Source organism: Pelagimonas sp., from assembly GCF_058892305.1.
This window is the reverse complement of sequence record NZ_JBZXVN010000044.1, coordinates 30,501-54,892: the sequence shown is the minus strand read 5'-3', so window position 1 is coordinate 54,892 and position 24,392 is coordinate 30,501. Positions and strand designations below refer to the sequence as shown.

At 55.7% G+C, this 24,392-nt stretch carries 24 protein-coding genes; 11 read left to right on the top strand and 13 right to left on the bottom strand.

All coding sequences use genetic code 11. The features are described from left to right. Window positions 1-24: 24 nt before the first annotated feature. Together AC5EFR_RS17870 and tsaA are read left to right on the top strand one after the other, a co-directional pair. Window positions 25-873: an SMP-30/gluconolactonase/LRE family protein gene (locus AC5EFR_RS17870; protein ID WP_493577114.1), complete on the top strand. Its 849-nt coding sequence runs from the start codon at window positions 25-27 to the stop codon at window positions 871-873. Next, the gene (tsaA, locus tag AC5EFR_RS17865) at window positions 870-1,361 is read left to right on the top strand and encodes a tRNA (N6-threonylcarbamoyladenosine(37)-N6)-methyltransferase TrmO (RefSeq protein ID WP_493577113.1); all 492 of its coding nucleotides are present in this window, start codon (window positions 870-872) and stop codon (window positions 1,359-1,361) included. Before AC5EFR_RS17870 ends, tsaA begins: the two co-directional genes overlap by 4 nt. Here the strand turns inward: tsaA and AC5EFR_RS17860 are convergent. Genes AC5EFR_RS17860 through AC5EFR_RS17850 form a run of 3 tightly spaced genes read right to left on the bottom strand, consistent with a single transcriptional unit; the run spans window position 1,358 to window position 5,983 of the window. Then, window positions 1,358-2,860 (bottom strand): malonate--CoA ligase, encoded by a 1,503-nt coding sequence (locus AC5EFR_RS17860; protein WP_493577112.1) that lies wholly within the window; start codon window positions 2,858-2,860, stop codon window positions 1,358-1,360. The genes tsaA and AC5EFR_RS17860 overlap by 4 nt on opposite strands. Before the next feature lie 28 nt (window positions 2,861-2,888). After that, window positions 2,889-5,498, bottom strand: a complete 2,610-nt coding sequence (locus AC5EFR_RS17855) for a hybrid sensor histidine kinase/response regulator (RefSeq protein WP_493577111.1) — start codon at window positions 5,496-5,498, stop codon at window positions 2,889-2,891. A 35-nt stretch (window positions 5,499-5,533) separates the two neighbouring features. Then, the gene (locus AC5EFR_RS17850) at window positions 5,534-5,983 is read right to left on the bottom strand and encodes a putative pterin-binding protein (protein WP_493577110.1); all 450 of its coding nucleotides are present in this window, start codon (window positions 5,981-5,983) and stop codon (window positions 5,534-5,536) included. A gap of 299 nt (window positions 5,984-6,282) precedes the next feature. Between AC5EFR_RS17850 and AC5EFR_RS17845 the strand changes: the two genes are divergently transcribed. The 4 genes from AC5EFR_RS17845 (at window position 6,283) to AC5EFR_RS17830 (ending at window position 9,819) form a co-directional block, all read left to right on the top strand. Continuing rightward, window positions 6,283-6,885: a response regulator gene (locus AC5EFR_RS17845; protein ID WP_493577109.1), complete on the top strand. Its 603-nt coding sequence runs from the start codon at window positions 6,283-6,285 to the stop codon at window positions 6,883-6,885. An 83-nt stretch (window positions 6,886-6,968) separates the two neighbouring features. After that, entirely contained in the window at window positions 6,969-8,453 is a 1,485-nt protein-coding gene (gene glpK / locus AC5EFR_RS17840) for a glycerol kinase GlpK (RefSeq protein ID WP_493577108.1), read from the top strand. Window positions 8,454-8,551: 98 nt separating this feature from the next. Further along, window positions 8,552-9,253 (top strand): Crp/Fnr family transcriptional regulator, encoded by a 702-nt coding sequence (locus AC5EFR_RS17835; protein ID WP_493577107.1) that lies wholly within the window; start codon window positions 8,552-8,554, stop codon window positions 9,251-9,253. Further along, window positions 9,250-9,819 (top strand): DUF4202 domain-containing protein, encoded by a 570-nt coding sequence (locus tag AC5EFR_RS17830; protein ID WP_493577106.1) that lies wholly within the window; start codon window positions 9,250-9,252, stop codon window positions 9,817-9,819. Before AC5EFR_RS17835 ends, AC5EFR_RS17830 begins: the two co-directional genes overlap by 4 nt. A 110-nt stretch (window positions 9,820-9,929) precedes the next feature. Here the strand turns inward: AC5EFR_RS17830 and AC5EFR_RS17825 are convergent, their stop codons facing one another. The 9 genes from AC5EFR_RS17825 to AC5EFR_RS17785 all read right to left on the bottom strand — a co-directional run bounded on the left by AC5EFR_RS17825 (window position 9,930) and on the right by AC5EFR_RS17785 (window position 19,687). Continuing rightward, a complete protein-coding gene (locus AC5EFR_RS17825; RefSeq protein WP_493577105.1) occupies window positions 9,930-10,610 on the bottom strand; it encodes an NnrU family protein in 681 nt (226 codons plus the stop codon). 16 nt (window positions 10,611-10,626) lie between these two features. Beyond that, window positions 10,627-10,887 carry a cytochrome C oxidase subunit IV family protein gene (locus tag AC5EFR_RS17820; RefSeq protein WP_493577104.1) on the bottom strand — a complete coding sequence of 87 codons (261 nt, stop codon included), beginning with the start codon at window positions 10,885-10,887 and terminating at the stop codon, window positions 10,627-10,629. A gap of 10 nt (window positions 10,888-10,897) precedes the next feature. Beyond that, window positions 10,898-11,455, bottom strand: coding sequence for a cytochrome c oxidase subunit 3 family protein (locus tag AC5EFR_RS17815; RefSeq protein ID WP_493577103.1), 558 nt, complete (start codon window positions 11,453-11,455; stop codon window positions 10,898-10,900). After that, the gene (locus tag AC5EFR_RS17810) at window positions 11,452-13,422 is read right to left on the bottom strand and encodes a nitric oxide reductase activation protein NorD (protein ID WP_493577102.1); all 1,971 of its coding nucleotides are present in this window, start codon (window positions 13,420-13,422) and stop codon (window positions 11,452-11,454) included. The genes AC5EFR_RS17815 and AC5EFR_RS17810 overlap by 4 nt, the downstream gene beginning before the upstream one ends. An 8-nt stretch (window positions 13,423-13,430) precedes the next feature. Further along, window positions 13,431-14,240: a CbbQ/NirQ/NorQ/GpvN family protein gene (locus AC5EFR_RS17805; protein WP_493577180.1), complete on the bottom strand. Its 810-nt coding sequence runs from the start codon at window positions 14,238-14,240 to the stop codon at window positions 13,431-13,433. A 17-nt stretch (window positions 14,241-14,257) separates the two neighbouring features. Then, window positions 14,258-15,625, bottom strand: a complete 1,368-nt coding sequence (locus tag AC5EFR_RS17800) for a cbb3-type cytochrome c oxidase subunit I (RefSeq protein ID WP_493577101.1) — start codon at window positions 15,623-15,625, stop codon at window positions 14,258-14,260. A 12-nt stretch (window positions 15,626-15,637) separates the two neighbouring features. Then, window positions 15,638-16,087 (bottom strand): c-type cytochrome, encoded by a 450-nt coding sequence (locus AC5EFR_RS17795; RefSeq protein ID WP_493577100.1) that lies wholly within the window; start codon window positions 16,085-16,087, stop codon window positions 15,638-15,640. A 424-nt stretch (window positions 16,088-16,511) separates the two neighbouring features. Then, window positions 16,512-18,905, bottom strand: coding sequence for a methyl-accepting chemotaxis protein (locus tag AC5EFR_RS17790; protein WP_493577099.1), 2,394 nt, complete (start codon window positions 18,903-18,905; stop codon window positions 16,512-16,514). Between the two features lie 194 nt (window positions 18,906-19,099). Then, window positions 19,100-19,687 (bottom strand): TetR/AcrR family transcriptional regulator, encoded by a 588-nt coding sequence (locus tag AC5EFR_RS17785; protein WP_493577098.1) that lies wholly within the window; start codon window positions 19,685-19,687, stop codon window positions 19,100-19,102. Between the two features lie 107 nt (window positions 19,688-19,794). Between AC5EFR_RS17785 and AC5EFR_RS17780 the strand changes: the two genes are divergently transcribed. The 5 genes from AC5EFR_RS17780 to AC5EFR_RS17760 all read left to right on the top strand — a co-directional run bounded on the left by AC5EFR_RS17780 (window position 19,795) and on the right by AC5EFR_RS17760 (window position 23,658). Then, entirely contained in the window at window positions 19,795-20,112 is a 318-nt protein-coding gene (locus AC5EFR_RS17780; RefSeq protein ID WP_493577097.1) for a hypothetical protein, read from the top strand. 102 nt (window positions 20,113-20,214) lie between these two features. Beyond that, window positions 20,215-21,513 carry a homoserine dehydrogenase gene (locus tag AC5EFR_RS17775; protein ID WP_493577096.1) on the top strand — a complete coding sequence of 433 codons (1,299 nt, stop codon included), beginning with the start codon at window positions 20,215-20,217 and terminating at the stop codon, window positions 21,511-21,513. A 516-nt stretch (window positions 21,514-22,029) separates the two neighbouring features. Then, window positions 22,030-22,545, top strand: a complete 516-nt coding sequence (locus tag AC5EFR_RS17770) for a hypothetical protein (RefSeq protein WP_493577095.1) — start codon at window positions 22,030-22,032, stop codon at window positions 22,543-22,545. Next, on the top strand, window positions 22,493-22,846 hold the full coding sequence (locus tag AC5EFR_RS17765) for a hypothetical protein (RefSeq protein ID WP_493577094.1): 354 nt from the start codon (window positions 22,493-22,495) through the stop codon (window positions 22,844-22,846). Before AC5EFR_RS17770 ends, AC5EFR_RS17765 begins: the two co-directional genes overlap by 53 nt. Before the next feature lie 128 nt (window positions 22,847-22,974). After that, window positions 22,975-23,658, top strand: a complete 684-nt coding sequence (locus AC5EFR_RS17760) for a ceramidase domain-containing protein (RefSeq protein ID WP_493577093.1) — start codon at window positions 22,975-22,977, stop codon at window positions 23,656-23,658. Between the two features lie 104 nt (window positions 23,659-23,762). On the opposite strand, the gene AC5EFR_RS17755 is transcribed toward AC5EFR_RS17760, so the two are convergent. Continuing rightward, window positions 23,763-24,161: a hypothetical protein gene (locus AC5EFR_RS17755; protein WP_493577092.1), complete on the bottom strand. Its 399-nt coding sequence runs from the start codon at window positions 24,159-24,161 to the stop codon at window positions 23,763-23,765. Window positions 24,162-24,392 lie beyond the last annotated feature (231 nt).

The window sequence follows — 24,392 nt, the reverse complement described above, 5'->3', positions numbered from 1 at the left end:
ATTCAAATGTAGGGCGCTAACATCATGGGCGAGACTGTTCTGTCAACGACTTCCTGTACCTTGGGGGAGGGGCCTTTGTGGCATCCGGGTCGCCAAAGCTTGTTTTGGTTTGATATTATCGGGCACCGGCTTTTTGAACATGACGGTACCGACCAGCGCGAATGGTCATTTGATCGTGCGGTGTCGGCGGCCGGGTGGATCGACGGCACCCGTTTGATGATTGCCTCAGAACGTGATCTGTTTGTCTTTGACGTAGATGCCGGAACGCAAACCCATGTGGTCGATCTTGAAGCGGACAATCCGGCTAACCGGTCCAATGATGGGCGCGCGGACCCCAAAGGCGGGTTTTGGATCGGCACGATGGGGTACAAGTGCGAACCGGGCGCAGGGGCGATTTATAGGTATTTCAAAGGCGAGCTGCGCAAGCTTTTTGACGGTATTTCAATCACCAATGCCATCTGTTTTTCACCCGATGCGCGCTATGCTTATTTCACCGACACACCCACTAAAATGATTCAGCGGGTTGCGCTGGATGAGGATGGCTGGCCCATTGGTGGCGCGGAGCCTTGGCTTGATCTGTCATCCGAAGGTGTGAACCCGGATGGGGCTGTTATTGATGCCGCTGGCAACTTTTGGAATGCGCAATGGGGTGCGTCGCGGGTGGCCTGCTATAGTCCCGAGGGCGCGTTTATCGAGGCGGTAGAGTTTCCTGCCCTGCAAATCAGTTGCCCATGCTTTGGCGGCCCCGATCTTGAGACCCTATTTGCAACTTCGGCGGCCACTGGGTTGGGGGACGAAGATCCGCTGCGTGGCCAAACCTTTGTGAAACAGGTGAGCGCACGCGGGCAGGCCGAACATCAGGTAATTTTGTGAACGGACCAACCCCGGACCCAAGTGACGCGCCGCGCCCCGGTGAAACGGTGCTTGACGCAGACATCCTCGAGCAGGCCAGCTTGCAGTTTATCGGGCATCTTCGCACGCCTTTTGCCACCCGCAATGATTGCCCGCGACAGGGTGATCCGGCCCATGGTCCGGACTGTCAGGTTGTTGTCGAACCGCGCTTTGAACCGGCGTTGCAGGGGGTGGAACCGGGAATGCGGCTTGAGCTGCTTTATTGGTTGGATCGGGCGCGGCGCGATTTGCTTACGCAAAGCCCGAAGTCGAATGGTGAAACGCGTGGCACCTTTGCCTTGCGTTCGCCCGTGCGGCCCAATCCGATTGGCACCTCGGTGGTTGAATTTATCGCGCGTGATGGCGCGACCTTAACGGTGCGTGGTCTTGATTGCCTCGACGGCACACCGCTTTTGGATATCAAACCGGACCGTCGCAGCTATTGCATTCAGGTCCCACCAAAACCTTAGGCGAAAAGCGCACCGTATTCTTGGCGTAGCGTGTTCTTTTGCACTTTGCCCATCGTGTTGCGCGGCAACGCTTCGACGGTGATGAACCGACGCGGGTGTTTGAAGCGGGCCAAACTGTTGCTGACGGCGCTTTGTACCGCGTCAAGATCGGGTGGCCCATCGGGTCCCGCCACCAAAACCGCCACCGGCGTTTCGCCAAATTCGGGATGGGGCACGCCGATCACGGCGCTTTCCAACACACCGGGTTGATCATCCAGAAGGCTTTCGATTTCTTTGGGATAGATGTTGTAGCCACCCGAAATAATCAGGTCCTTGTTGCGACCAACAATGGTGACGTAGCCGTCTTGTTCCTGCACCGCGAGGTCGCCGGTGATAAAGAACCCATCGGGGCGCAGTTCTTCGGCGGTCTTTTCTGGCATCTGCCAATAGCCTTTGAACACATTGGGCCCGCGTACTTCTAAGACGCCGATTTCCCCAGGCTGCAATTCAACGCCATCGGGGCCACAGACTTTGACATCGACCCCCGGTAGCGGGAGGCCAACCGTTCCGGCGCGACGATCCCCGGCATAGGGGTTTGAGGTGTTCATATTGGTTTCGGTCATCCCATAGCGTTCCAGAATGCGGTGACCGGTGCGGGCCTCAAAACTGCGATGGGTTTCCGCCAAAAGCGGGGCCGATCCAGAGATGAACAGGCGCATATTGCCAGTGACAACTTGGGTAAAGCGCGGATTGTCGAGCAAACGCGTGTAAAAGGTCGGCACCCCCATCAGGCTTGTAGCCTTGGGCATATGATCGATTAGGGCATCTGGATCGAGTTTCGGGAAAAACACCATCGAGGCCCCGGCGGCCAGAATAACATTGGTGGCCACAAACAACCCATGGGTATGGAAAATTGGCAGCGCATGGAGCAACACATCCGAGGCGGTGAACTGCCAAAGATCCACAAGCGTCAGCGCGTTGGACAACAGGTTATTCTGAGTCAGCATCGCGCCTTTGGAGCGGCCCGTGGTGCCAGAGGTGTAGAGAAAGGCGGCGATGTCATCGCCTTGGCGCGGTTCGGTTTTGAACATGCCGCCAGCGGCATTGGCCTGCGCGGTCAGGGTGCCGGTTTGGCCTAGGCTGGCAATCTCGGCACCGCACTTACCTGCGATTGGGCGAAAGGTGTCGATGTGATCTGGGTCACAAACCAAAAGCCGCGCGCCGCTGTTTTGCACAAAATACCCAAGCTCATCGCCCGTATAGCCGGTGTTGAGCGGCAAAAAGATGATCCCGGCTTGAATGCAACCAAAGATCAGCGCCAAGGCGTCGGGGCTTTTGCCAACCTGAATGGCGACGCGATCACCGGGGGCGATGTTGTTGTCCGATAGCGCCTGAGCGAATTGGCCGGCGCGTTTGGCAAATTGCGCATAAGAGATCGAGCCGCCATCAGGCAGATGCAAAAAAACCGCATCGCTGTCCGCGTGTTTTCCCAACAAACTGTCATGAAGCAGATTGGTCATGTCTCTTTCCCCTGTGGCCATGCTGGGATTAGGGTTTAGCCTCTGATGTGTCAGAGACAAGGTCGAGCTGCTCGAACTCGCGATATGTCGCGCTCCAAACCGCCGGAAGCTGGGCCAAAAGTGGTGGCAACTCCCCGTGTGACTCCCTTGCGGCTGTCTGAATATCGCGGAACAGCAAGTTCAGACGGTTGGCACCAAACACGCCTGCGGATCCGGCCATACGGTGAGCCTCTTGGCCCAATTCATGGAGGTTATCAGGTTGAGGGTGTGTGAAAGTCATCAAAAAATCAGACACTTCGGTGCTGAATTTTGTTAAAAGATCAAGCGCGCGCGCCCGCGGTAGTTCTTCGAGTAACTCATTAAGCAGGTCGTGATTGATCAGGTCATCGGATAGGGGAAGGCCAGAAACAAACACGTTTTGGGCCGTCATCGCATCCGTCAAGGCTTGACGCAACGTGGCCCTCGTCAAAGGTTTGACAAGAACCGCATTCATACCAGCGCCGATAAAACGGGCGGCTTCGGTCGGGAGCGCATGGGCGGTGGTCGCGATGATCGGGGTTTCAGAGTCGCTTTGGCGAATGTGGCCTGTGGCTGTGATCCCATCCATACCAGGCATGGAGATATCCATCAAAATCGCCCCAAAACCACCGGTTTGCGCCTTTGCAACACCCTCGGCACCGTCGACCGCCTCGGTCACGTTATGACCGTCTTTTTCCAGCAACTGACGGGCAACCATGCGGTTGGTTGGATTGTCTTCGACCAATAGCACAGCCATTGGGGCTGGGGCGTCGGGCATTGCGTCTTTGCTGGAATCGGCCATTTGCACGACTGGTTTGTCGGTGCCGGCGGTCGCGGGTCTTGCCATTGGCAATCGTATCCAAAAGACGCTGCCGTCCCCCAGTTCGCTTTCCGCCCCCAATTTCCCGCCCAAAGCCGTCACCAAGCGTTGCGAAATTCCAAGCCCGAGACCCGTGCCGGAATTGCTTCGGGCGTATGAGCTGTCGATGGTGACGAAATCGCCAAACACCCGGTCCAGATCGGCCTGTGAGATGCCCAAACCGGTGTCGATCACCCGAATTTCGACCTCATCCAGCCCGTGATGACATTCGGCCTCGACAATCACTTGGCCGTTTTCGGTGAATTTGATGGCGTTGCCGACGAGGTTCAAAAGCACCTGACGAAGGCGGTTAGGATCGCTGTAGGCGTCATGCAGTTCCGGCTGCATAGGAGAGAGGATCAAATCAATCCCACGGGCCTTGGCGCGGGCGCGTTGACCGTCGAGGATATCCTGAAGAAGCTCGATCAGATCAAAGGATTGATTTTGCATGCTCATCTTGCCCGCATCCAAACGCGTGATGTCCAAGACGTCATTCACATGGCTCAACAAAATCTGACCGGACTTACGCATGACGCGAAGGTAATGGCGGTCTTCCTCAGGAAGGTGGTCCGGCTCAAAAAGGTCAAGCGTCCCCAACAGCCCGTTAAGCGGGGTGCGCATCTCATGGCTCATCACCGCCAACAAATCTGCCTTTTGTTTTTCACCGGCGATGGCGCGGTCGCGGGCATCGCGCATGGCTTCTTCGGCGCGGACACGGTTTGAAATATCGCGGATGAAACTGACGAAAATCTCACCATCGCGGCTATCGGTCCTGGCCAGGGTCAAATCGACCGGAAAGATCCGGCCCTCTTGGTCTTGCGCCTCAAGCTGGACGATGCCGGGGCCAACCAAACGCCCGGTGGCGTTGTGTTGTAAACGTGAAAGACCGTCGCGGTGGTACTGGGACAACCCTTCTTTGTGCAAGGCGCGAGAGTCCTTGGGAATGATCAGGTCAATGATTTCTGTTCCAAGCGCCACTTCTCGTGGATACCCGAACATGTCTTCGGCCGCGCCGTTGTATTCGACAATGCGTCCCTTGCGGTCGGTCACCACAACGGCATCTTGCGCAGTGGCAATAATGGCTTCCATGCGCTCGCTGATTTCCAAGTTGGTTTGGGCATCTTGTTCACGAATCTGGGCCAATCGAAACATCGCCATCACGACAATAATCAACACCGTCACCAACGCGATTGTCAGGATCGCAATCCGGCTTAGGGTTTGCGAGATGCTGTTGCGTTGAATGGTGCGGATTTCGGCAAAAATAGCGATCCCAGCCAATGCTATATTGCGTGTCGCACTCCTTGCGGCGCTGGCATCACGCGCGAACTCTGGCAAAGACTGCTCAAAGCTATTGTCTTGCGCATCTATGATTGCCACCCACTTCGTCAAAAATTGATCAACATGATTGAGGTTCTCAAGCACCCGAGGTTGGCCTTGAAGCGGTTCGAATGTCGGGCTGTTCCGAAGCGTGTCAATACGGCTATAAAACACGTCAAACCGCGTTTGAAGCGCGCCCGTATGGGGCGCTTCTTTGTGCAATGCCTCATGCGCTGCCAGTTCCAGGGCCAAGGCCTCGGTCTCGCATTGGCCCAGAAACCACTGAACATTGTCCGACGTCGCATAGGCCAGGCGTTCCAGCTGTTTGCGCACATCCATGACCAATAGCAAAATGATCGTGATAAACAGAATGACAATAACAGCCGTCAGGCCGCGCCTCATTCGTCCGGTTTCACCGGTGTCATTCTCAGCTTTGTTAATCACGGTGTTACTGCCTCACATCACGCCTGTGAGGCAGCTTAGCGCTCTACCTCGATACGGTCCATTTGCCAAATGCTTCGCGAGAAATAGACTTCGCTGCGGTATTGGGCGGATTGATCATAGGGGAAGACAACCCACAAGGGGCCTTTGTCGCGCACCGACATCGGTTCTCCGTTGCGTTCGTAGGCAATCAGAGCTGCGCCAGATTCGGCATCCTCATACGGGATATCAATGAAATACTCATTCAGCGCGGACGCCCCAATATTTCCACCAACGGCCCCGAGATGGCGCAACAGGGTCCCCAACCGGACCCCTGCGAACCGCTGTGTCCCCTCGGTCCAGATCGTAGAGGTTTCCAACTCTGTACGCTCAAGCGTCTGAAGCATTTCCAAATCAAATGCGGCGGTGTCCCCGACGTTTGTCAGCTCAATCTCGCCCGATACGGTCAAGACGACATCGCCAGAGGGGGAGGGAAGTGTATCTGCCACAAGAATGGAGGTTGAACTTACCAACCATAATACGCTCAGAAGGCCGAACAAAAGTTGTGATTGGCGAATCATATTGCGTTTCTTTCGTCAAAATCAAAGTGAGCGGATTGTGGTCCGCATTCGAATTTCTTGGTAAGAGCAGCCGGATACCTGTTGCTCTCTTTCGTATAGGCTGGCAGGCTATCGGTGTGGTAAGTCAAGGCTTTGCCCCTTGCCACTTTGTTAACGGAACATATGTTATTCTTAAGATGTAAGAGTAGCAGAATCGCGGCCGTGTGGCCCGGAACGGAAATTGCTGTATGCGTATCTTGGTGGCAGATGACCATGATCTTGTTCGCGACACCATTGCGGCCTTTTTGACGGGTGAAGAGATCAAAGAGGTGGTGACTGTGTCGACGTTGGATGAGGCGGTGCAATCGGCCAATGACACCGGTAGTTTCGATCTGGTTTTGCTAGACTACAATATGCCTGGCATGAACGGCCTCGAAGGATTGAGCCGGATGAAAGACGCCAATGACGGGCGTCCGGTCGCGATTATCTCGGGGAGCGCTTCGCGAGAGGTGGCAGATGCGGCACTCAAGGCCGGAGCCCAGGGGTTTATTCCCAAAACGCTTAGCGCCAAGTCGCTTTTGACAGCGGCGCGTTTCATGGCGGCGGGCGAAATCTATGCGCCGGTTGAATTCATGCAGCAAAAGCCTGACGATGAAACCGGAACGCTGACGCGGCGCGAATTGGATGTGCTTCGCGGAATCTGCGAAGCCAAGGCCAACAAGGAAATTGCCCGCGACCTTGACCTTCAGGAGGTCACCGTCAAACTGCATGTCAAAACCCTAAGCCGCAAGCTTGGTGCACGCAACCGAACCCATGTTGCGATGATTGCCCGCGACAAAGGTTTGGCCTGACGCGTCTGATTTCTGTGGTTTCTCACCCCGAAATTCGCTAGAATTCGAAAAAATACGAATACTGGCGAAAATGGAGGGGAAGAATGGGGTTCATTCTCGCAATTGATCAAGGAACAACGTCCAGCCGGGCAATTGTGTTTGATGATAAGCTAAACATCGTCACATCGGCGCAAGAAGAGTTCGCGCAACATTTTCCCGATTCCGGGTGGGTGGAACATGCCTGCGTGGATCTTTGGACAACCACCCTGTCGACATGTCGCGCTGCGATCGACAAGGCCGGTATTTCCGCCACGGACATCGCCGCGATTGGTATAACCAATCAACGCGAGACAACCTTGGTTTGGGATCGCAAAACCGGCGAACCCATCCACAACGCCATTGTTTGGCAAGACCGTCGCACGTCGGAGATGTGCCAGCGTCTCAAGGCCGATGGTCACGAAGAGATGGTGACCAAACGCACCGGATTGCTTCTTGACCCATATTTCAGCGGCACCAAATTGGCTTGGTTGCTAGACACGGTTGACGGCGCACGGGCTCGGGCCGAGGCGGGCGAACTGGTTTTCGGCACGGTGGATAGCTGGCTCATCTGGCATCTCACCGGCGGCAAACGCCATGTCACCGACGCCACCAATGCGGCGCGGACGTTGCTCTATGATATCATCAAGGGCGAATGGTCGTCCGAGATTTGCGACTTGCTCAACATCCCCATGGCGATGCTGCCCGAGGTTTTGGATTGTGACGCTGATTTTGGCGTGGCCGATGCTGAACATCTTGGTGCCGCGATCCCAATTCTTGGCGTCGCAGGTGATCAGCAAGCCGCAACAATCGGCCAGGCCTGTTTCCAGCCTGGTATGTTGAAATCGACCTATGGCACCGGCTGTTTTGCTTTGCTCAACACCGGCGACACCCCGGTCATGTCCAAAAACCGCCTTTTGACCACCATCGCCTATCAGCTTGACGGCAAACCGACCTATGCCCTCGAAGGGTCAATCTTTGTCGCCGGGGCGGTGGTTCAATGGTTGCGTGACGGTCTCAAGGTGATTGGGTCTGCGCCCGAGACACAGGCCTTGGCGCAAGAGGCTGATGACACGCAGGACGTCGTTTTGGTCCCTGCCTTTACAGGCTTGGGTGCCCCCTATTGGAACGCCGAATGCCGCGGGGCGATGTTTGGCCTAACGCGCGGGTCTGGTGCGGCTGAAATGGCGCGGGCGGCCTTGGAAAGCGTCGGCTATCAAACTCGCGACCTGCTCGAAGCGATGCAGGCGGATTGGGGCGATGCTGGTGAAACGGCATTGCGGGTTGATGGCGGGATGAGCGCGTCGGACTGGGCGATGCAGTTCCTTTCGGACATTCTTGATGCCCCCGTGGATCGGCCCGAAATTCTGGAAACCACCGCCATGGGGGCGGCGTGGCTCGCGGGACAGCGCGCCGGGATTTATCCAAATATGCAAGGGTTTGCAGATACCTGGGCGTTGGAAAAACGGTTTCAACCTCAGATGGAGCAAGACCTGCGGGATCGCAAATATAGCGCGTGGAAACGTGCTGTTACTGCCGCGCAGGCCTTCTGATCCGTTACTGATGCGTGAAATGGCGGGTCTAACCCTCGACAGGGTGGTCGCAATCGGCAATACCTTTTGAGCAGAAAAGCAAGCCTGATTGGCCCGCCATGAAACCTGAAGACCTTGAAATTACCTCGTCCTCGCTCTTGTTAGGGGGGCTTGTACCCGACGCGCAAAAGCTTCTTTTGCAGCGCGCACAGGTGCGCGATTTTGATCGTGGGGCCACAGTGTTTCTACAGGGCGAAAGTGCCAGCGCGATTTACATCGTTCTTGACGGTTGGGTGAAACTCTATCGCATTGCGCGCAACGGCTCCGAAGCGGTGGTCGGTGTTTTCACCAAGGGCCGCAGTTTTGGCGAAGCGGTCGCCTTTCGCCATGACACCTATCCGGTTTCGGCCGAGGCCGTGACCAATTGCCGTTTAATGCGCATCGAGGCCGAACACTTTCTGCACCTTGTGCGCACTAATCCCGATATGGCGGTGTCGATTCTATCGGCGACCTTTGCGCATTTGCATAGTCTCGTCGCACAGGTCGAGGCGCTCAAAGCCCGCACCGGGGCACAACGTGTGGCGGAATTCCTTCTCGAACTGTCCAAAAATGAAGCGGGCAGCTGTGAGGTTGTGTTGCCTTACGACAAAGTGCTGATCGCCGGGCGTTTGGGGATGAAACCCGAAAGTCTGAGCCGCGCTTTTGGGGCGCTCAAGGCACATGGCGTGAAAATCAAGCAAAACAAGGCAGAGATAGCGGATGTGGAAACATTGCGCGCCTATGCCGAAGAAGATCCAGCCAATGCATGGGGGCAAAAATGAGCGGTGATTTAACCAAAGCGATTGCGCTGATTGATCAAGCAAACGAAGCGGATCCAAACAGTGACGAAGGCCGCCCCGAGGCGCTTTTGTATGGAGAGCGGATGACATCCGAGGTCGACCGTCTGTTTCCCGATGCCTCCGACGTCTTAAAGATTGCTTGCCGGGGCCAACATGTTGAACGTTGGAAGTTGCCGCGCAAGGATTTCCCCGAAGGGCGCGCAGGCTATTATGCTTGGCGCAAAGAGCAAGGTCGCCGACATGGCGAACGGGTTGCCGGGATCATGGCCGAAGCCGGGTATGATGCCACTGCACAAACCCGTGTCGGGGTGCTTTTGCGCAAAGAAGGCATCAAGCAAGACGCCGAGGTGCAAGCCCTCGAAGATGTCATCTGTTTCGTTTTCCTTAAATGGTACTTCTCACCTTTTGCAGACACGCAAAAGCCCGAGGCCTTGCCTCGTATCGTGGAACGTACCGCCGCCAAAATGTCGGCAGACGGGCGCGCCCGCGCCTTGCAGGAATTTGACCTACCGGAACCTTTTGCGGGTATGTTCCGAGATCAGGAATAACTGGCCATAGAGCTTCTTCTTTCCCGAAATATCTCGGGATGATTTGCTGCTTGCGGCAAGAGGGGCTGGCCCCTTTGGGTTAAATGATCAAAGGGGGGAACCCCGATGGCCTATGGGTTCGGCATCACCCCAATCACCCATTCGTGCAAATGAAATACAGCGGCCCAAGCGATCACGGCGATTGTCAACCGAACCAGTGATGGCCCGCTTTGGGGGCGCCACTTCCCCGTGAACAACGCGGCAAATGGCACAAGAGCTGTCTGCGCACTCAACCGGTCCCACTCTGCCCCCATCATGCCGGCACGGCGGTGTTCCACAAGTTTCATGCCCAGCAATGAAAACCCCGCAAAGGTGCCAAACAAAATGATATGGGCCAAGTCACCATTGGCCCAAAGATGCGCAAGGGACCAAAGCGTAAGAGCCCATAACAACGGTTGGCGTGTCACTCCTGCAATGCCCGGATGATTGGGGGCAAACCCAGTGCCGCGCCCTTCAAAGGCAAAGGGATTTGGCGCGCCGATGCCAAAGGCGCTAAGCGCAATAACCACCGGCATCACAAGGTTGACGGCCCATCGAGCGGCGGGCGTTTGATCCCAAAGCGGCACAAAAGGCGCACGCCCCGCCGCCCAGATCACCCAAAGCAAAAGCAGCATGGAGGCAATGGAAAACAGCGCCGTATAGCCGCGCGATCCCAATCGCTCGATCAAGCTGTCCTTGACCCCCAATGCCGATGGAATGCGGTGAGACGCCATGAACAACGTCATGGCCAGCCCAAATTCGATCCAGCCCAAAATGGCCTCCTGCGTCTTAACCTGCGGCGATGGCCAAGCCCATAATGCCGATCATGTAGATCGCCAAAACAAGGGCAAAACCGCGTCCCCAACTTGGGGCGTCTTGCAATCCCAAATAGACGCGCAAGATGACTTGGGCCTTGATCCAGGCCAAGCCCAAAATCACCAACCCGGCAATAACGCCGGTTGCGCCGAAAACCGCCAGAAGGGTGCTGCCAATGGATAGGGCGATCAGGCTAAGCCAAGCTTGGATGGCACTCATATAGGGCAAGGACATCAGTTCACCTTTAGAGCAGGTAAATTATCGGGAACAAAAGCACCCAGACCAAGTCGACCATATGCCAAAAGGCCGCCCCGACTTCGGTGTTGCGCGGGGTGCATTTCCAGCCAACTAGCGCCAGAATGACGATCCCGGCGATCACATGCATGGCGTGGAACCCGGTCAACATGTAGTAAAACAGAAAGAAGGTGTGGGTTTCGAAATCAATGCCTTGCGCGGCTTTGGAGGCATACTCCGCCCATTTGATCGCCAAAAAGACGACGCCCAAAACGCTGGCTGCTGTTAACAACAAACGAGTGCGTATTGCGTCGCCTAACTCGGACGATCGCACAGCCATCGCCGCCAGCCAGCCAGACGTGACCAAGACCACCGTATTGATCCCGGCGGTGGTCGCGTTGAGATGGGATTGGGCTTCGGCAAAGCCGCCCGGATCGGTAAGGCGCATGGCCATAAATGCGGCCAATCCCGCCCCAAAAACCAAAAGTTCCGATACGATCAGAACCCACATCATAAGATCGCCGGGCAGGGCGTCGATGCCCTGCTCGGGGTGTGTTTGCGTGCTCATCCTGCGCCCACCAACTCCCGGTAGATGCGCGGCAGGGCCTGAATAAGCTTGTCCGGTTCAGGGATCAGCGCATAACCCCCTTTGCCAAAAATTCGCGGGAACCAGCTTTTGCCATCCCGGTCGACGGCAATGCCATAGACCGCATGACCAGCACGGCGCGCCTCTTGGACGGCCATGCGGCTGTCTTCGATGCCGTGACGGCCTTCGTAGTGGTCAAGGTCATTGGGTTTGCCATCGGTGATCACCAACAACAACCGCCGTTTGCGGGGCTGGTTGCTAAGGTCTTTGGAGACGTGGCGCATTGCGGCACCAAGGCGCGTATAGAACCCCGGTTGCAGCGCCCCAATGCGACCTTCGACCTGTTTGGTCATCTGCTCTTCAAAGCTTTTGGCATTTTGGACATAAACCCGGTCTCGTTTGAGCGATGAAAACGCGTTGATGGCAAAATCATCCCCGCAAGCATCCAAACCCCAAGCGAATGCGGCAAGCGCCTCGCGTTCGACATCAATCACCCGGCGACCATCATGGCCATGACCGGGGATCGAACTTTCGGTCGAGCGTGACACATCGAGCAGGATCGACACCGCCAGATCGCGTTTTTCGGCGCGGGTTTGGTTCCAAACCCGGTCATCTGATACGCCGGTTGCCAGAAAATCCACATGGGCGCGCACGGCGCGTTCAGTGTTTAGCTCATCGCCATCCGGGTGGCCGTGGGTCGATACACGACCGGGGCGCAGTGCTTCGAACTGACGACGCACGGCGCGGATACGGGCCTGTGCACGCGGATCATGGGTAAAGACATCCACATCCCCCGCTTCTGCAGGCGAGGCCAAAACCCGGCAGTGATTGCGCATATAGGTGCCGGTGCGACAATCCCATTCGGGATAGGTTGTCACCGCCGATAGCATCTCACGGTCGACATCTTCGGGGGCCAAATCGAGGTGAAGTTTCAGCCGCGTTGCCGGGGCCTGTTTGATCTGACCAAGGCCGATTTCCTCTTGGTCATCAGCGGCCTTTTTGGCGTCGTCGTTTTCATCGTCCTCAACCCGGCGGTTGATGTTCATGAATTCGGCCCAGCTCAGGATCGCTTCGAATTTGTGCAAGATAAAGCTATCTGGGCGGTCAATGGCGTCGGCCTTGCGGCGGCGGGCCTTGCGGGCGCGGCCTTCTTCGCTGTCGCCTTGTTCGGTGTCGCTCTCGGTTTCGGGGTTTTCCACGGTCATCGATTCCGAGCGATCAGAGGGGCGCACGTCGGGCCAAAGCGCGACCGGGCGGAACGACAGATAGCCACGCGGCGCGTGCCAATCGCCATAATCCCCTGCGTTGATCGACGCGAGCATCGCAGTAGCGCGCGCGCTTAGCGCCTCGTCCGAGCCCAGAAATCTGGCAATAATAGCTTCGATGGCGGCCTCGGCCGGGGGCAGGGTGGGGGTGCGTCGCAAGAATAGCGTCGCCTCACAGAGGTCGCGGTAAAGCTTGGCAAAGCCCGGTGCGATCTCCAAAGCCTTCGCAATCGTGTCTTGGACGGCTCGCAGCCCGGCCATATCACCGCGCAGCGGATCATTCTCTTCCATCGGAATAGTGACCTGCGCGGCGCCCGCCGCGGCGGCCGCCAGCCACAAATAGAGCGCTGCATTGGCCTCACGGGCCGGAAAAACCGCAAGGCTTTCAGGCATCCGGAGCGCCATACCGTCATAACTGGCACGCGGGACGGCTTCGGCCCATGTGCCCAGCTTACGGCGCAGGGTTAGCCGGTGATGAGACACCTCATCACCGACGGGTTTAAGCTCGACCGACGGATCGCCGCCCAAACCACGAAATAAGACTGCCAGTCGCCCGCCAACCTCAGAAAGGTCGACGCGGGCTCCATCGTGGACGACAGGTGCGTCCAGACGACTGGCATAATTGTGCCAAAGTTTCCCGACAGTTTCTTCGGGTTCCCATGGCTCAATATCGATCGAAGTCACCACCGGCCTCACCCGAAAATAGCAGTGACAAGATCGAGGAGCCCGCGTTTCACGTCCGCGTCATCCGACAGCGGTTCGATCATTGCGGCCAGAATGGCGCGTTCGACCGGCATGCCTTGGTTGATCAGCGTTGCCGCATAGATCACCAGACGGGTCGAGACGCCTTCCTCGAGGTCCTGCCCCTTGAGATCGCGCAGCTTGTTGGCGAGACGGACAAGGGGTTTGACGCGCTCTTCGTCCAACCCGGATTCGCGAACCACAACGGGAATCTCGTATTCGGGGGTGGGGAAGTTGAATTCCATCGACACAAAGCGTTGCCGCGTCGAAGGTTTCAGCGTCTTCAGGATATTTTGGTAACCGGGGTTATAGCTCGCAACGAGCATAAATCCGGGCGTGGCTTCAAGTTCTTCACCGGTGCGATCCAGCGGTAGAATGCGCCGGTCGTCGGTAAGCGGATGAAGTACGACTGTTACATCTTTTCGGGCCTCAACAACCTCATCAAGGTAGCAGATAGCGCCCTCGCGCACAGCGCGGGTCAGGGGGCCATCGACCCAGACGGTCTCGCCACCTTTGAGAAGGTAACGACCGATCAGATCGCTGGCGGATAGGTCATCGTGGCAGGCCACGGTGTAAAGCTTGCGATTCAGTTTGGCGGCCATATGGGCCACAAAGCGGGTTTTCCCGCAGCCCGTCGGACCCTTGAGCAGGACCGGCAGATTGTTTTGACTGGCCGCGGCGAACAATTCGCATTCGTCACCAGTGGGGAGGTAGAAGGGGGCATTTGCCGCCCCCTCCAGATTTGTTGGATTTCCGTCCATCATAGTCATTCCGCCGTTCATTCAGCTGGGGTGCCAGCGGCACCGGCTTCGATGATTTCGTTGCGAGGCTTCAACACTGCGTAGATGAAGAGGATCGCCCCAAGAACAACCGCAATACCGGAGCCAAAGCGCATCACATAAAAGACCCAGAGTTGGTCTTGAACGTCCATGAACGCCTCGCCATTCACACGTTGAAGGTGTGTTTGAACGGTCCCGGCAAAGGTCAGGGTGAAGGTCATGAAGGTCATGCCACCAGCCATCAGCCAGAAGGAGCACATGTTGAGCACTTGGTTGAATGGATCACGTCCGCGCAGGATTGGCATTGCATAGCTGATGATCGCCAGGTTCAGGGCAACATAAGCACCAAAGAATGCCAAGTGACCGTGGGCCGCGGTGATCTGCGTGCCGTGTGTGTAGTAGTTCACACCGTGCAATGTGTGCAAAAAGCCCCAGACACCCGCGCCAAAGAAGGCCAGTGTCGCACAACCCAAGGACCACAGCAGCGCCGCTTTGTTGGGGTGGTCGCGACGACCTTTCCAAACCATGACAAAGGCAAAGGCCATCATGCCAAAGAAGGGAACGATTTCGAGCGAGCTGAAGATCGAGCCGATCCACTGCCAGTAGCCGGGAGTCCCGATCCAGAAGTAGTGGTGACCGGTGCCGAGAATGCCCGAGAACAGAGCCAGAGCAGCCAGAACATAGAGCCATTTTTCAACAACTTCACGGTCCACACCGGTGAGTTTCAGCATCAGGAAGGCGAGGATGGAGGCCATCACAAGTTCCCAAGTCCCTTCGACCCAGAGGTGCACGATGTACCACCAGTACATTTTGTCGAGCGCAAGGTTGGCAGGGTTGTAGAAGCTGAAGAGGAAGAGCAGAGCAATGCCCCACAGACCCAAAAGCAAGATGTTGGTGATCGCGGTTTTCTTGCCTTTCAACACTGTCATCGAGATGTTGTAGAGGAAGATCAGCGCCGCAACGACGATACCAGCTTTGACCCATTTGGGTTGCTCGATGAACTCGCGGCCTTCTTTACCAAAGAGGAAGTTACCTTCTGCGATATTGAACAGATAGGTGACAACCACACCAGCGGTGCCGATCACAAGGATAAGCAGTTGAAGGTAAGCAAGTTTTTCCGAATGGATTTCCCGCTCGGATTCTTCTGGTACCAAGAAGTAGGCAGCACCAAAGAAACCGGTCAGCAGCCAAACAACCAAAGAGTTGGTGTGCAGCATGCGGCCGATGTTGAAGGGGATCAGGTCAGACAGGAAGTTCCCGTCAACATAGATCCAGCCTAGGACCAGACCCATCGTCACCTGCACTGCGAACAGCGCCATGGCTACGATGAAATAGGCAAAGGCAATTTTCTGAGATTTGTATTTCATGTCCCTATCTCCTTAGCCGGCTTCGTTGGGCGGCCAGTCTTGGGCGTTGATCGTCTGGGACCACAAGAAGAAGTCGGCGAGGCCGCGATATTCTTCTTCGGTGAGATCAAAGTTGGGCATCTGGCGGCGGCCTTCGATGCCTGTGGGCATCGCTTCCATCCAGTTGCGGAGTGCTTCGTAGCCCTCTTCGGCGTCTTCCACGCCCCAGCGTTCCATCACGTTGACCAATTCAGGTGCAAAGTACGCACCTTCCCCCAAAAGGGTGTGGCAGTTGATGCAGGCGTGTTTTTCCCACACGTGCTTGCCGAGGATCACGCTTTCTGTAAGCGTTTCTTCATTGGTAGAGGTCGTGACGATGTAACGATGAGAGTGGGCCGAAAGGGCCAGGAATATGATAATAAAGAACAGTGACCCACCGTAGAAGATATTGCGGGCCATGCTCTTGGTCATGACTTCGCGCATCGCGCTTATCCTTCCCTTGAGTTTTCTGGTGGGTAGAAAATCGCGGCAAGGGACGAGTCGCACCTTAACAATAGTCAATCGGAACGGTCAGTTTTTAAGGTTGCTATCTTTCCAATTGAAAACATTGGAAATTTCGATTTTTAGGAGGCGTGGTTTGTAGGGCGCAACAGCAGATGTTTCAATACTTCTTTCGGATGTCGCCACGGATCACTCGCGTCTGCCATGGGGATAGGTTTGACTTTTCCTTCACGATACGAGGCAACAAAACCGGTCCTTGCAGGAAACCCGTTACCGCCAGCGCCACAAGGTCGAGAACGGCAAAGGGCCGGCGATGCGTGGCCACACGCTTCGACAAGTGTCTTGAGGTGGTCTTGTCGGCATGGGCTTTCGCTGCCGACGTCATGTTGAGGGACGTGGGCCCGCCCTAAGCACTTCGGCGGGTTTGTTCAAATGATCCGGATAGGGCCTGATCTGAAACGCTAAGATCGGGAATGTCTTCCCACTCGTCAGTTCCTTTGGCAGGCTGATTTAGTACAGAGATTTCTGGATTTTCTGCTGAAGGACGCTGCATGTCCAAATTGTCACCCTGATCAATTGATGGCTTTTTAAAACGAGACACCAGTGTTTGCAGCTGCGTTGTCTTGATTTGCATTTCACGAAGCGCTTCCGCTGTGTTCGATACAATTTCTGCGTTTTGTTGGGTCACTTGGTCGAGCATTGTCATGCTGCTGTTGATTTCAGATAGGCTTGATGCTTGTTCGGACGATCCAGAGGAGATGTCACGCGACATTTCGGCGGCTTTTGAGACCTCTTTCATAATATTGTCGATAGCCTCACCCATCTCCGAAACTAGGATTCCGCCGTTGTTGACGTTTTCGTTGGACAGCGCGATCAAATCTCGAATCTCACTCGCGCTGTCCGATGATCTATGCGCAAGAGCAAGAACTTCGGCTGCAACAACGGCAAATCCACTTCCTGCACTACCGGCGCGCGCGGCTTCGACCCCGGCATTTAGAGCCAACAAATTGGTTTGAAAGGCGATGTCTTCAATGACCTGTATGATCATAGAAATTTGGTTGGCTGATGTTTCAATAGCAGTCATGGCTTCGACAGTTCGGGTTCGAACGTCCTGACCGCGGTTCGCGTGTGTGTTCGCCGATTCAACAGCTGAAACAGCGCGTTTTGACCCATCCGCTGCGGATTGAACACTTTTTGTGATTTCCTCTACAGCAGCCGTGGTTTCCTCCAAAGCGGCGGCTTGGTTTTCGGTGCGCTTGGCAAGGTTTTCCGCGTTTTTACTTAGAGTCGTCGAGGTTCGATCAATTGCATGAACACCGCCCTGCAGTTCCTCAACGAGCGATGCCAGAGCGTCAACGGTTTGGTTGTAGTCATCGCGAATGGTTTCGTAATTTTGCGCCAAAGGAACTTGAATGTGACTCTCTAAATTCCCGCTGGCGAGTTTTTGCAGTGCTGTGCCGAGGAGGTTCATCGCAAACGCCTGATCCTTGGCTTGGATTTCTCTTTCAAGCATGGCTTCATGTCCCTGCTTTAAATCGGCCTTAAAGACCTCAAGTGACTGCCCGATTTCGCCAAGTTCGTCGCCTGAGGTCGACTGCGCGACATCGGTTTCAAAATCTCCATCTGCAATTCGTTTCACGCTTTGAACCAAACTCTCGATGCGTTTTGTCAGCATGCGGGCGACGAAACAACCAACAAACGTTACCAAAATGACAGTGAGCACAACCTGTGCCACAGTGAACCAAAACAATGCGTTTTGCTCGGCATAGGCTTCTGACATGTCTTGTTCGAGAACCACGTTCCAATCGCCCCCTTCACGAACCAAAGGCATGGCTCGGGCGACGACGGACTTACCCGACAGACCTATATTTCCTTCAACAGATACCGTCATTCCATTTCGAGCCTGGAGAAGGTGAGGCAGGTCAGGCAATGTATCAAACATTTCGAAACCGCCCTCACGAGGGGAGCTTGAAAGAGCATGACCTTCGGCGTCGACGACAAAAACAATTCCGGTACTTCCAAGCAACTCTGAGCCAGAAAGAATGTTTGACACTCTCTCATCTACCGGAATCTGTAGAGCGACCACACCTATGCGTTGACCGGTGTCACCAAAGATCGGCATCGCGACAAATTGTGCTGGTGCATCGGCGCTTGGCGCATAAGGGGACATTTCGGAAAAAACTGTTTGTTCTGGCGACGCTTCGTTGGCCTTTTGGAACACGAAACCCAGCCCGCTTTGGGCGAACTCTCCGTTGACAAAGTTGGTCGCGAAGTCGGCCTCTTTGAAAACAGAGTAAATCAGGTTCCCTTTTGTATCGAAGAGGAACAAATCGTAATATCCACGGTCAATTTGAAACGTTCTGAAACCGTCATGGAATTTGGCATGGTTTTCTGTCCAAGCAGATCCGTCTTCTGCTTTTTTCAGAGCATCTTTTTGCCCGATGGGATTGGGGTTTTCAGAAATGTAGTGCTTTTGCAGCCACCCACTTGGGTCGTTTCCTAGGTCATTCCAAGAGGTGGTAAACTGTACAATTGCGTCCTGAACAGCGCGCCCGGCCCCCAGTACGAGAAGGTCAGTTTCCACGGAGTCGAGCCATTCCACTAAGCGTTCAACCCGCTCTTCGATTAAAAAATCAAAGGCCGTATCCCTTTGATATTGAAGTGCATCTGTTGCGCGAACATAACTAACCGCGGAGGCGGCAAGTGCAATAACAATGGTTGGAATTGTGATCAGTAAAGGAACTTTTTGCTTAAGCTTCATAATGATTAACCTACTATAAATTTCTACGGCAGTACCCATGCAACCGATATCGGAGGGCAAAAATTTACCCCTTGCAGGTCGCGATGTTGCCCATAGAAGATCGAAAATTGATTAATTATTTTTTGCTATGATCCGCAGAAAAAGAACAATTCGACAAAGTTCCAAAACCAGATTGGTGTAAGCCGCCGAAATTTTAAAAGATGCGCGCATTTTGTGGTGCGGTCAGACTGTTCTTATGCTCCAACAGCTTTGCGTGTCATGTTCCAATAAAGGTCCGAGACTTCGGCAGGGGAGAGCGCGCCATCGGGGCGGTACCATGTGGTGATACCGGTGAGCATGGCGATGATCGCGCGGGTTGTGACTTTGGGGTCGGGCACGTCAAACACACCTTCTGCGAGACCCGCGGTCAGGATCGTTTCTAGAACATCTTCGTAAGCACGGCGCAGGGATTCGATGGTCTCGAAATTCTCCGGGGAGAGATTGCGCAGCTCCATATAGGCGATGAAGATTTCATCGGCGCGGCCCATGTGAAATGTGATGTGAAAATCGACAAAGTTGTTCAACCGAGTGATGGCATCGCCATCCTTGACCCGATCGGCACAGGCTTCGAGCAGTTCATCCATGTGCTGTTTCATCAATGAAAACAGCAAATCTTGTTTGTCAGGGGTATAATTGTAAAGCGCCCCGGCCTGAACGCCGACCTCGCGGGCGATTTGGCGCATGGAAACGGCGGCATAGCCATGTTCGGCAAAAAGCTTGAGCGCCGCAGCACGGATGCGCGGGCCGGTGATTTCGGAATGGGAACCTTGGGTACGTGCCATGGGGGGATATTATCTGAACGGTTGTTCAGGGCAAGGCGGTTGCGGATTGTCGCGCGGATTGGCGGAAGAGAGTTGCGGGGCAAGCCCGGTTGCGGCATGAGGGAAGGATGACGTTTGTGACGCGCATTGGCGGTTTGATCGCGCTTGGCCTATTGGTGGGCTGTGCCCAGTTTCCGGAGTTGGAAGCGGGGGAGACACCGGGCGTGGCCGAGGCCCCTTATCCGAAACTGGTCCCGCTGGAGACGTTGCTTGAGGCTCCGGCCCCGGTGGCAACGATTGAGATGGTCGGTGCGGTTGAAGGCCGCGCAGCGGGGCTGCGGGCGCGGGCCGCGCGGTTACAGGGGCGTTCGGTTGGACCGGGGGGCGGAATCGACCGGCGTGTGGCGCGACTGCGTCAGAAAGCGGCAGAGTTAAGGGCCCAGTAACCCAGATTGGGTGATGAAGGGGCGGTTGCCGTTGCACCCGGCCCGATGTGGCGCTAAGGCGGTGGAAATTGCGATCCGAATGCGCCCAGAAGGAGCCTTGATATGACCGAGCAAAACAACAGCCCCTTGCGTTTAGGGATTGCCGGTTTGGGCACGGTTGGGGCCGGTGTCGTGAAAATCGTGCGCCAAAAGGCGGCGATGCTTGAGCTTCGCGGCGGGCGACCCGTTGTTGTCACGGCGGTATCGGCGCGCAATCGCGACAAGGATCGCGGTGTGCCATTGTCTGATTACGCTTGGGAAGACGATCCGGTCGCCTTGGCCAAACGCGAAGACGTGGACGTGTTTGTCGAATTGATGGGCGGTAGCGACGGACCTGCAAAAGCCGCGACCGAAGCTGCGCTTAAGGCAGGCAAGGATGTGGTCACCGCCAACAAGGCGATGTTGGCCCATCATGGCCAAGAACTCGCCGAGCTGGCCGAGACCAATGGTGCGGTTTTGCGCTTTGAGGCTGCGGTTGCGGGCGGCATTCCGATCATCAAAGCGCTAACCGAAGGCTTGGCTGGCAATGAGATTGAGCGGGTGATGGGCGTGATGAACGGCACCTGCAACTACATCCTGACCCGGATGGAAGATGCGGGCCTATCTTATGACGAAGCCTTTGCCGAGGCCGATGGGCTTGGCTATCTTGAGGCCGACCCAAATCTGGATGTTGGCGGTATTGATGCCGGTCATAAGCTGTCGCTGATTGCGGCGATTGCCTTTGGGACGCAGGTGAATTTCGACGCGGTTGAGCTTGAGGGCATCGGCTGTGTCACCATCGAAGACATCCGTCAGGCAGCCGATATGGGGTATCGGATCAAGCTTTTGGGCGTTACCCGTTACACGCGTCGCGGGTTGGAACAGACCATGACGCCTTGCCTTGTTCCGGCAACTTCGCCTTTGGGGCAGTTGCAGGGCGGCACAAATATGGTTGTGGTCGAAGGCGATCAGGTCGGGCAGGTTGTTTTGCGCGGCGCAGGCGCGGGCGAAGGCCCAACCGCGAGCGCGGTTATGGGCGACGTAATGGATATCGCGCGCGGTTTGCGGGTAACCACCTTTGGCCAACCAGCCACTTCCTTGCGTGCCGCGACACCGGCCAAAGCCACCGTTGCCGCGCCCTATTATTTACGTATGGCGCTGCAGGACAAGCCGGGCGCAATGGCCAAAGTTGCCGCCGCCCTGGGTGAGGCCGGTGTGTCCATCGACCGGATGCGCCAATATAGCCACGATAATACAAGCGCCCCGGTTCTTATCGTGACCCATAAAACCACTCGCGCGTCTTTGGATGACGCGCTGGCGGCATTGCCCGGTACCGGTGTCATGGCGAGTGATCCGGTGGCCCTACGCATCGAAGAGGTCTAACAGCTCGGCGCCCGTTGGGATCAAACAATGCAGATGGGGGCCCCGAATGGCCCCCTTTTTTGTGACTTTTTCTATGTGCGGTGTTGATTGATCGGAATATGATGGCCGGGTGATAGTCTTTTGCTCTGCAACTGTTTCGAATAGTGCCGCAAAACGGCACTATGCTTGGAACTGCTTCCAGATTTCTTGACGATGGCCGCCAAATTCCATTTTGAGTTGCAACAAATTCGCAGATGGTGAAAATTTCGTGGATTGAATGGGTAGTTGGGGGGCGTTTGATGTCCACGTTGCTTTTGTTGGCCCTAGGGGCGGAGTATTGGCGTTCGTAATCGGAGGGATGGGGACGAGTCTTCTGACCCAGATAGGTCTGGTGGCAACAGCGATCCGGAAACGGTAGATCAGGACATTCTTGTCTAGGATCAAACCGAAGTCACGACGGGCGACGGCGATGACCGAATTGCGTCGGTTGGTATTCTGGAACAAGCGGTTTTGATCAATAGCGGCAGCGGCAATGATTTGCTTGATATTGATACTGCAACAGAGGTCGACGGTGCGCCTTTACCCACAAGTTCGTTGGACACCGGTGATGGGAACGACACCATCTTAGCAAGCGGGAATGCGGAAATTGTGACGGGTGACGGGGACGATGTGGTGACCTTTGACCGTCATTCCGGGCAACCGAGCGCCTTTGCCGCAATAGATACCGGTGATGGGAATGATGTGATCACCGCGCGGGTGAGCGAGGTTCGTGTCAATGCTGGCGATGGCGCGGATGTGATCCAGGTCGAAAACATGGACTATGGTGATGTTGATGCCGGGGCGGGCAATGACACAATACGTTTCGATTTCGAAGATACCTTTGGGTTTGATAATATGGAGGAGATCACGGGTGGTGACGGCGATGATCTGATTGAGGTGCGTGCGGAAACGCAGTTTGTTGCCTCGGATGATGAGTCTATCAGAGATGGGAACCGGATTTATGGCGACTACAACCCTGGCTTGTCCGGCGGGGCGGGGGGCGGATACGTTTGAGATCGAGATGTATCTGGGCAGCTACGGGGGTGCAGAAGGCGGGACTTATGTCTTGGGCGCGCCAGCCTACATCGAGGACTTTGATCCAGATGAAGATGTATTGATTCTGGATCCGGGTTTTGAAAGCTTGTGGCCGGATGCCGAAGTGAGTGATGTGAACCGCGGTGATGGGGGCCGGTACGAGTTTATAGTGACTTATAGTGGAGGGACATCCGGAGCGACCGGGGTCATGACGCTTTTGGTTTTTTCGGAAAAGCCTGTGACGGTGGATGATTTGCAGATTGTACGACCCGCAGCGTAACACGCAGCGGTTCGGCCGGGTGCAATAAAATCCATGTATGGATTTTGCAAATTCCGTGCACGGAATTTGGTTGCGATCCTCTTTGGGTTGTGGCTTGTGCGGGGGCGTAGGTAGATGCAGGTGCCCTGATGGATTGGTTTTCCCCGATAGATTTGTATTGCGAACGTGTTGGCGTCGGTCTTTGGGCCGAACCGGTCAACGCGTTGAGCAATCTGGCGTTTCCACTTGCGGCGTTGTGGGCGTGGCATGTGGCCGGGCAGCATGGGCAGCGGCGGGTGATTATTGCGGTGTTGTGCCTCTTGGCGGCGCTTATTGGGGTTGGCTCTGGCCTGTTCCACAGCTTTGCCAACGCGTGGTCGGAATATGCCGATGTTGTTCCGATCTGGAGCTTTGTTGCGCTTTATGTCTTGGCGGCCATTGCCTTGGTTGGGGGGGCACCGCCCGGCAAAGTGGCGCGGATTGGGGTGATTTCGGCGGCAATCACCACGGTGGCAGTTTTGGCAACGTCCGGGGATAGCTCGGCGCATTCCCATGCGGCTGATCCGTTGAACGGGTCGCTACAATATGCCCCGGCATTGATTGCCTTGCTGGTGTTTGCTGCAATCACATTTTGGCGCGGTCATGCCATCCGATGGTGGGCCTTGGCGGCAGCGATCACATTCTTGGTGTCGCTCGGGTTTCGCATCATGGACCTGCATCTTTGTTCGGTTTGGCCAATGGGAACGCATTTCATGTGGCACATTCTAAACGCGCTTATGGTTGCATTGCTGTTGCAGGGATTGATCCGGTGTAGCCCACAACGCGAGGTCTAAGGGGATGACGTCGCGACCATTTTGGGCAACACGCACGACGCCCAATATCGCCGAATAGACAGCGAAACCAGCAAGACGAAGCAGCGCGACTTTGACAAAGGACGTCACGCGAGAGGCGCGCTTTGGTTGCGCGTTTTCTGCGTTTGCTCTGGCGGGTTTGTAGGGGAGATGGCGGCCGGCTGGCAGGCTCCGATCCACACCACCAAGTCACCGATATCAAACCCATTCCAATTGGGCGGGGTTTCGGCGGTTCTGAGAGGGGCGAGCAAGGGCATCTTTTGATCCACGCGTTTGGCGATATCCGTGTGGTGATTGTCAAAATTGGCATCAAAAACTCCGGCGGGTTGCCGCAGTCCTGAGGTGATAATGGAAAAACCACATGCTCTGAAGAAGTCTAAGATGACCGGAGTAACCCCGTTCAGCGCGGCGGCGGATTTGGGATCATGGAACTTGGCGACGTATTTGTCGCGCGATTTGAGATCAATCCCGGCCATCTTTAGCATGTCGGCTCACTTGGGATCACCAAAGGCGGCCTCGGTCATGATGTAATGAAAGTCGATGTCATATTGTAAAATCATGGTTCAGCCCTTGTTGCGATCGCGGTGCTCCTAACTTTGAACCGGGCGGTAATAAGACTTGAGGTCGGCGGAAACACGGATGGGGTGGGCGGCGGATATGGCACCAGTCGTCAAGAATAGCCGGTGTTAGCGAGACCACCCTTGCCCCCGGTGGTC

Excerpts from the sequence above, each read along its gene's own strand:
- AC5EFR_RS17870 (WP_493577114.1), top strand. The coding sequence starts at position 25 with ATGGGCGAGACTGTTCTGTCAACGACTTCCTGTACCTTGGGGGAGGGG.
- AC5EFR_RS17860 (WP_493577112.1), bottom strand. The coding sequence starts at position 2,860 with ATGACCAATCTGCTTCATGACAGTTTGTTGGGAAAACACGCGGACAGC.
- AC5EFR_RS17845 (WP_493577109.1), top strand. The coding sequence starts at position 6,283 with ATGCGTATCTTGGTGGCAGATGACCATGATCTTGTTCGCGACACCATT.
- glpK (WP_493577108.1), top strand. The coding sequence starts at position 6,969 with ATGGGGTTCATTCTCGCAATTGATCAAGGAACAACGTCCAGCCGGGCA.
- AC5EFR_RS17835 (WP_493577107.1), top strand. The coding sequence starts at position 8,552 with ATGAAACCTGAAGACCTTGAAATTACCTCGTCCTCGCTCTTGTTAGGG.
- AC5EFR_RS17830 (WP_493577106.1), top strand. The coding sequence starts at position 9,250 with ATGAGCGGTGATTTAACCAAAGCGATTGCGCTGATTGATCAAGCAAAC.
- AC5EFR_RS17820 (WP_493577104.1), bottom strand. The coding sequence starts at position 10,887 with ATGTCCTTGCCCTATATGAGTGCCATCCAAGCTTGGCTTAGCCTGATC.
- AC5EFR_RS17815 (WP_493577103.1), bottom strand. The coding sequence starts at position 11,455 with ATGAGCACGCAAACACACCCCGAGCAGGGCATCGACGCCCTGCCCGGC.
- AC5EFR_RS17805 (WP_493577180.1), bottom strand. The coding sequence starts at position 14,240 with ATGGACGGAAATCCAACAAATCTGGAGGGGGCGGCAAATGCCCCCTTC.
- AC5EFR_RS17800 (WP_493577101.1), bottom strand. The coding sequence starts at position 15,625 with ATGAAATACAAATCTCAGAAAATTGCCTTTGCCTATTTCATCGTAGCC.
- AC5EFR_RS17795 (WP_493577100.1), bottom strand. The coding sequence starts at position 16,087 with ATGCGCGAAGTCATGACCAAGAGCATGGCCCGCAATATCTTCTACGGT.
- AC5EFR_RS17790 (WP_493577099.1), bottom strand. The coding sequence starts at position 18,905 with ATGGGTACTGCCGTAGAAATTTATAGTAGGTTAATCATTATGAAGCTT.
- AC5EFR_RS17785 (WP_493577098.1), bottom strand. The coding sequence starts at position 19,687 with ATGGCACGTACCCAAGGTTCCCATTCCGAAATCACCGGCCCGCGCATC.
- AC5EFR_RS17780 (WP_493577097.1), top strand. The coding sequence starts at position 19,795 with ATGACGTTTGTGACGCGCATTGGCGGTTTGATCGCGCTTGGCCTATTG.
- AC5EFR_RS17775 (WP_493577096.1), top strand. The coding sequence starts at position 20,215 with ATGACCGAGCAAAACAACAGCCCCTTGCGTTTAGGGATTGCCGGTTTG.
- AC5EFR_RS17765 (WP_493577094.1), top strand. The coding sequence starts at position 22,493 with ATGGCGACTACAACCCTGGCTTGTCCGGCGGGGCGGGGGGCGGATACG.
- AC5EFR_RS17760 (WP_493577093.1), top strand. The coding sequence starts at position 22,975 with ATGGATTGGTTTTCCCCGATAGATTTGTATTGCGAACGTGTTGGCGTC.
- AC5EFR_RS17755 (WP_493577092.1), bottom strand. The coding sequence starts at position 24,161 with ATGCTAAAGATGGCCGGGATTGATCTCAAATCGCGCGACAAATACGTC.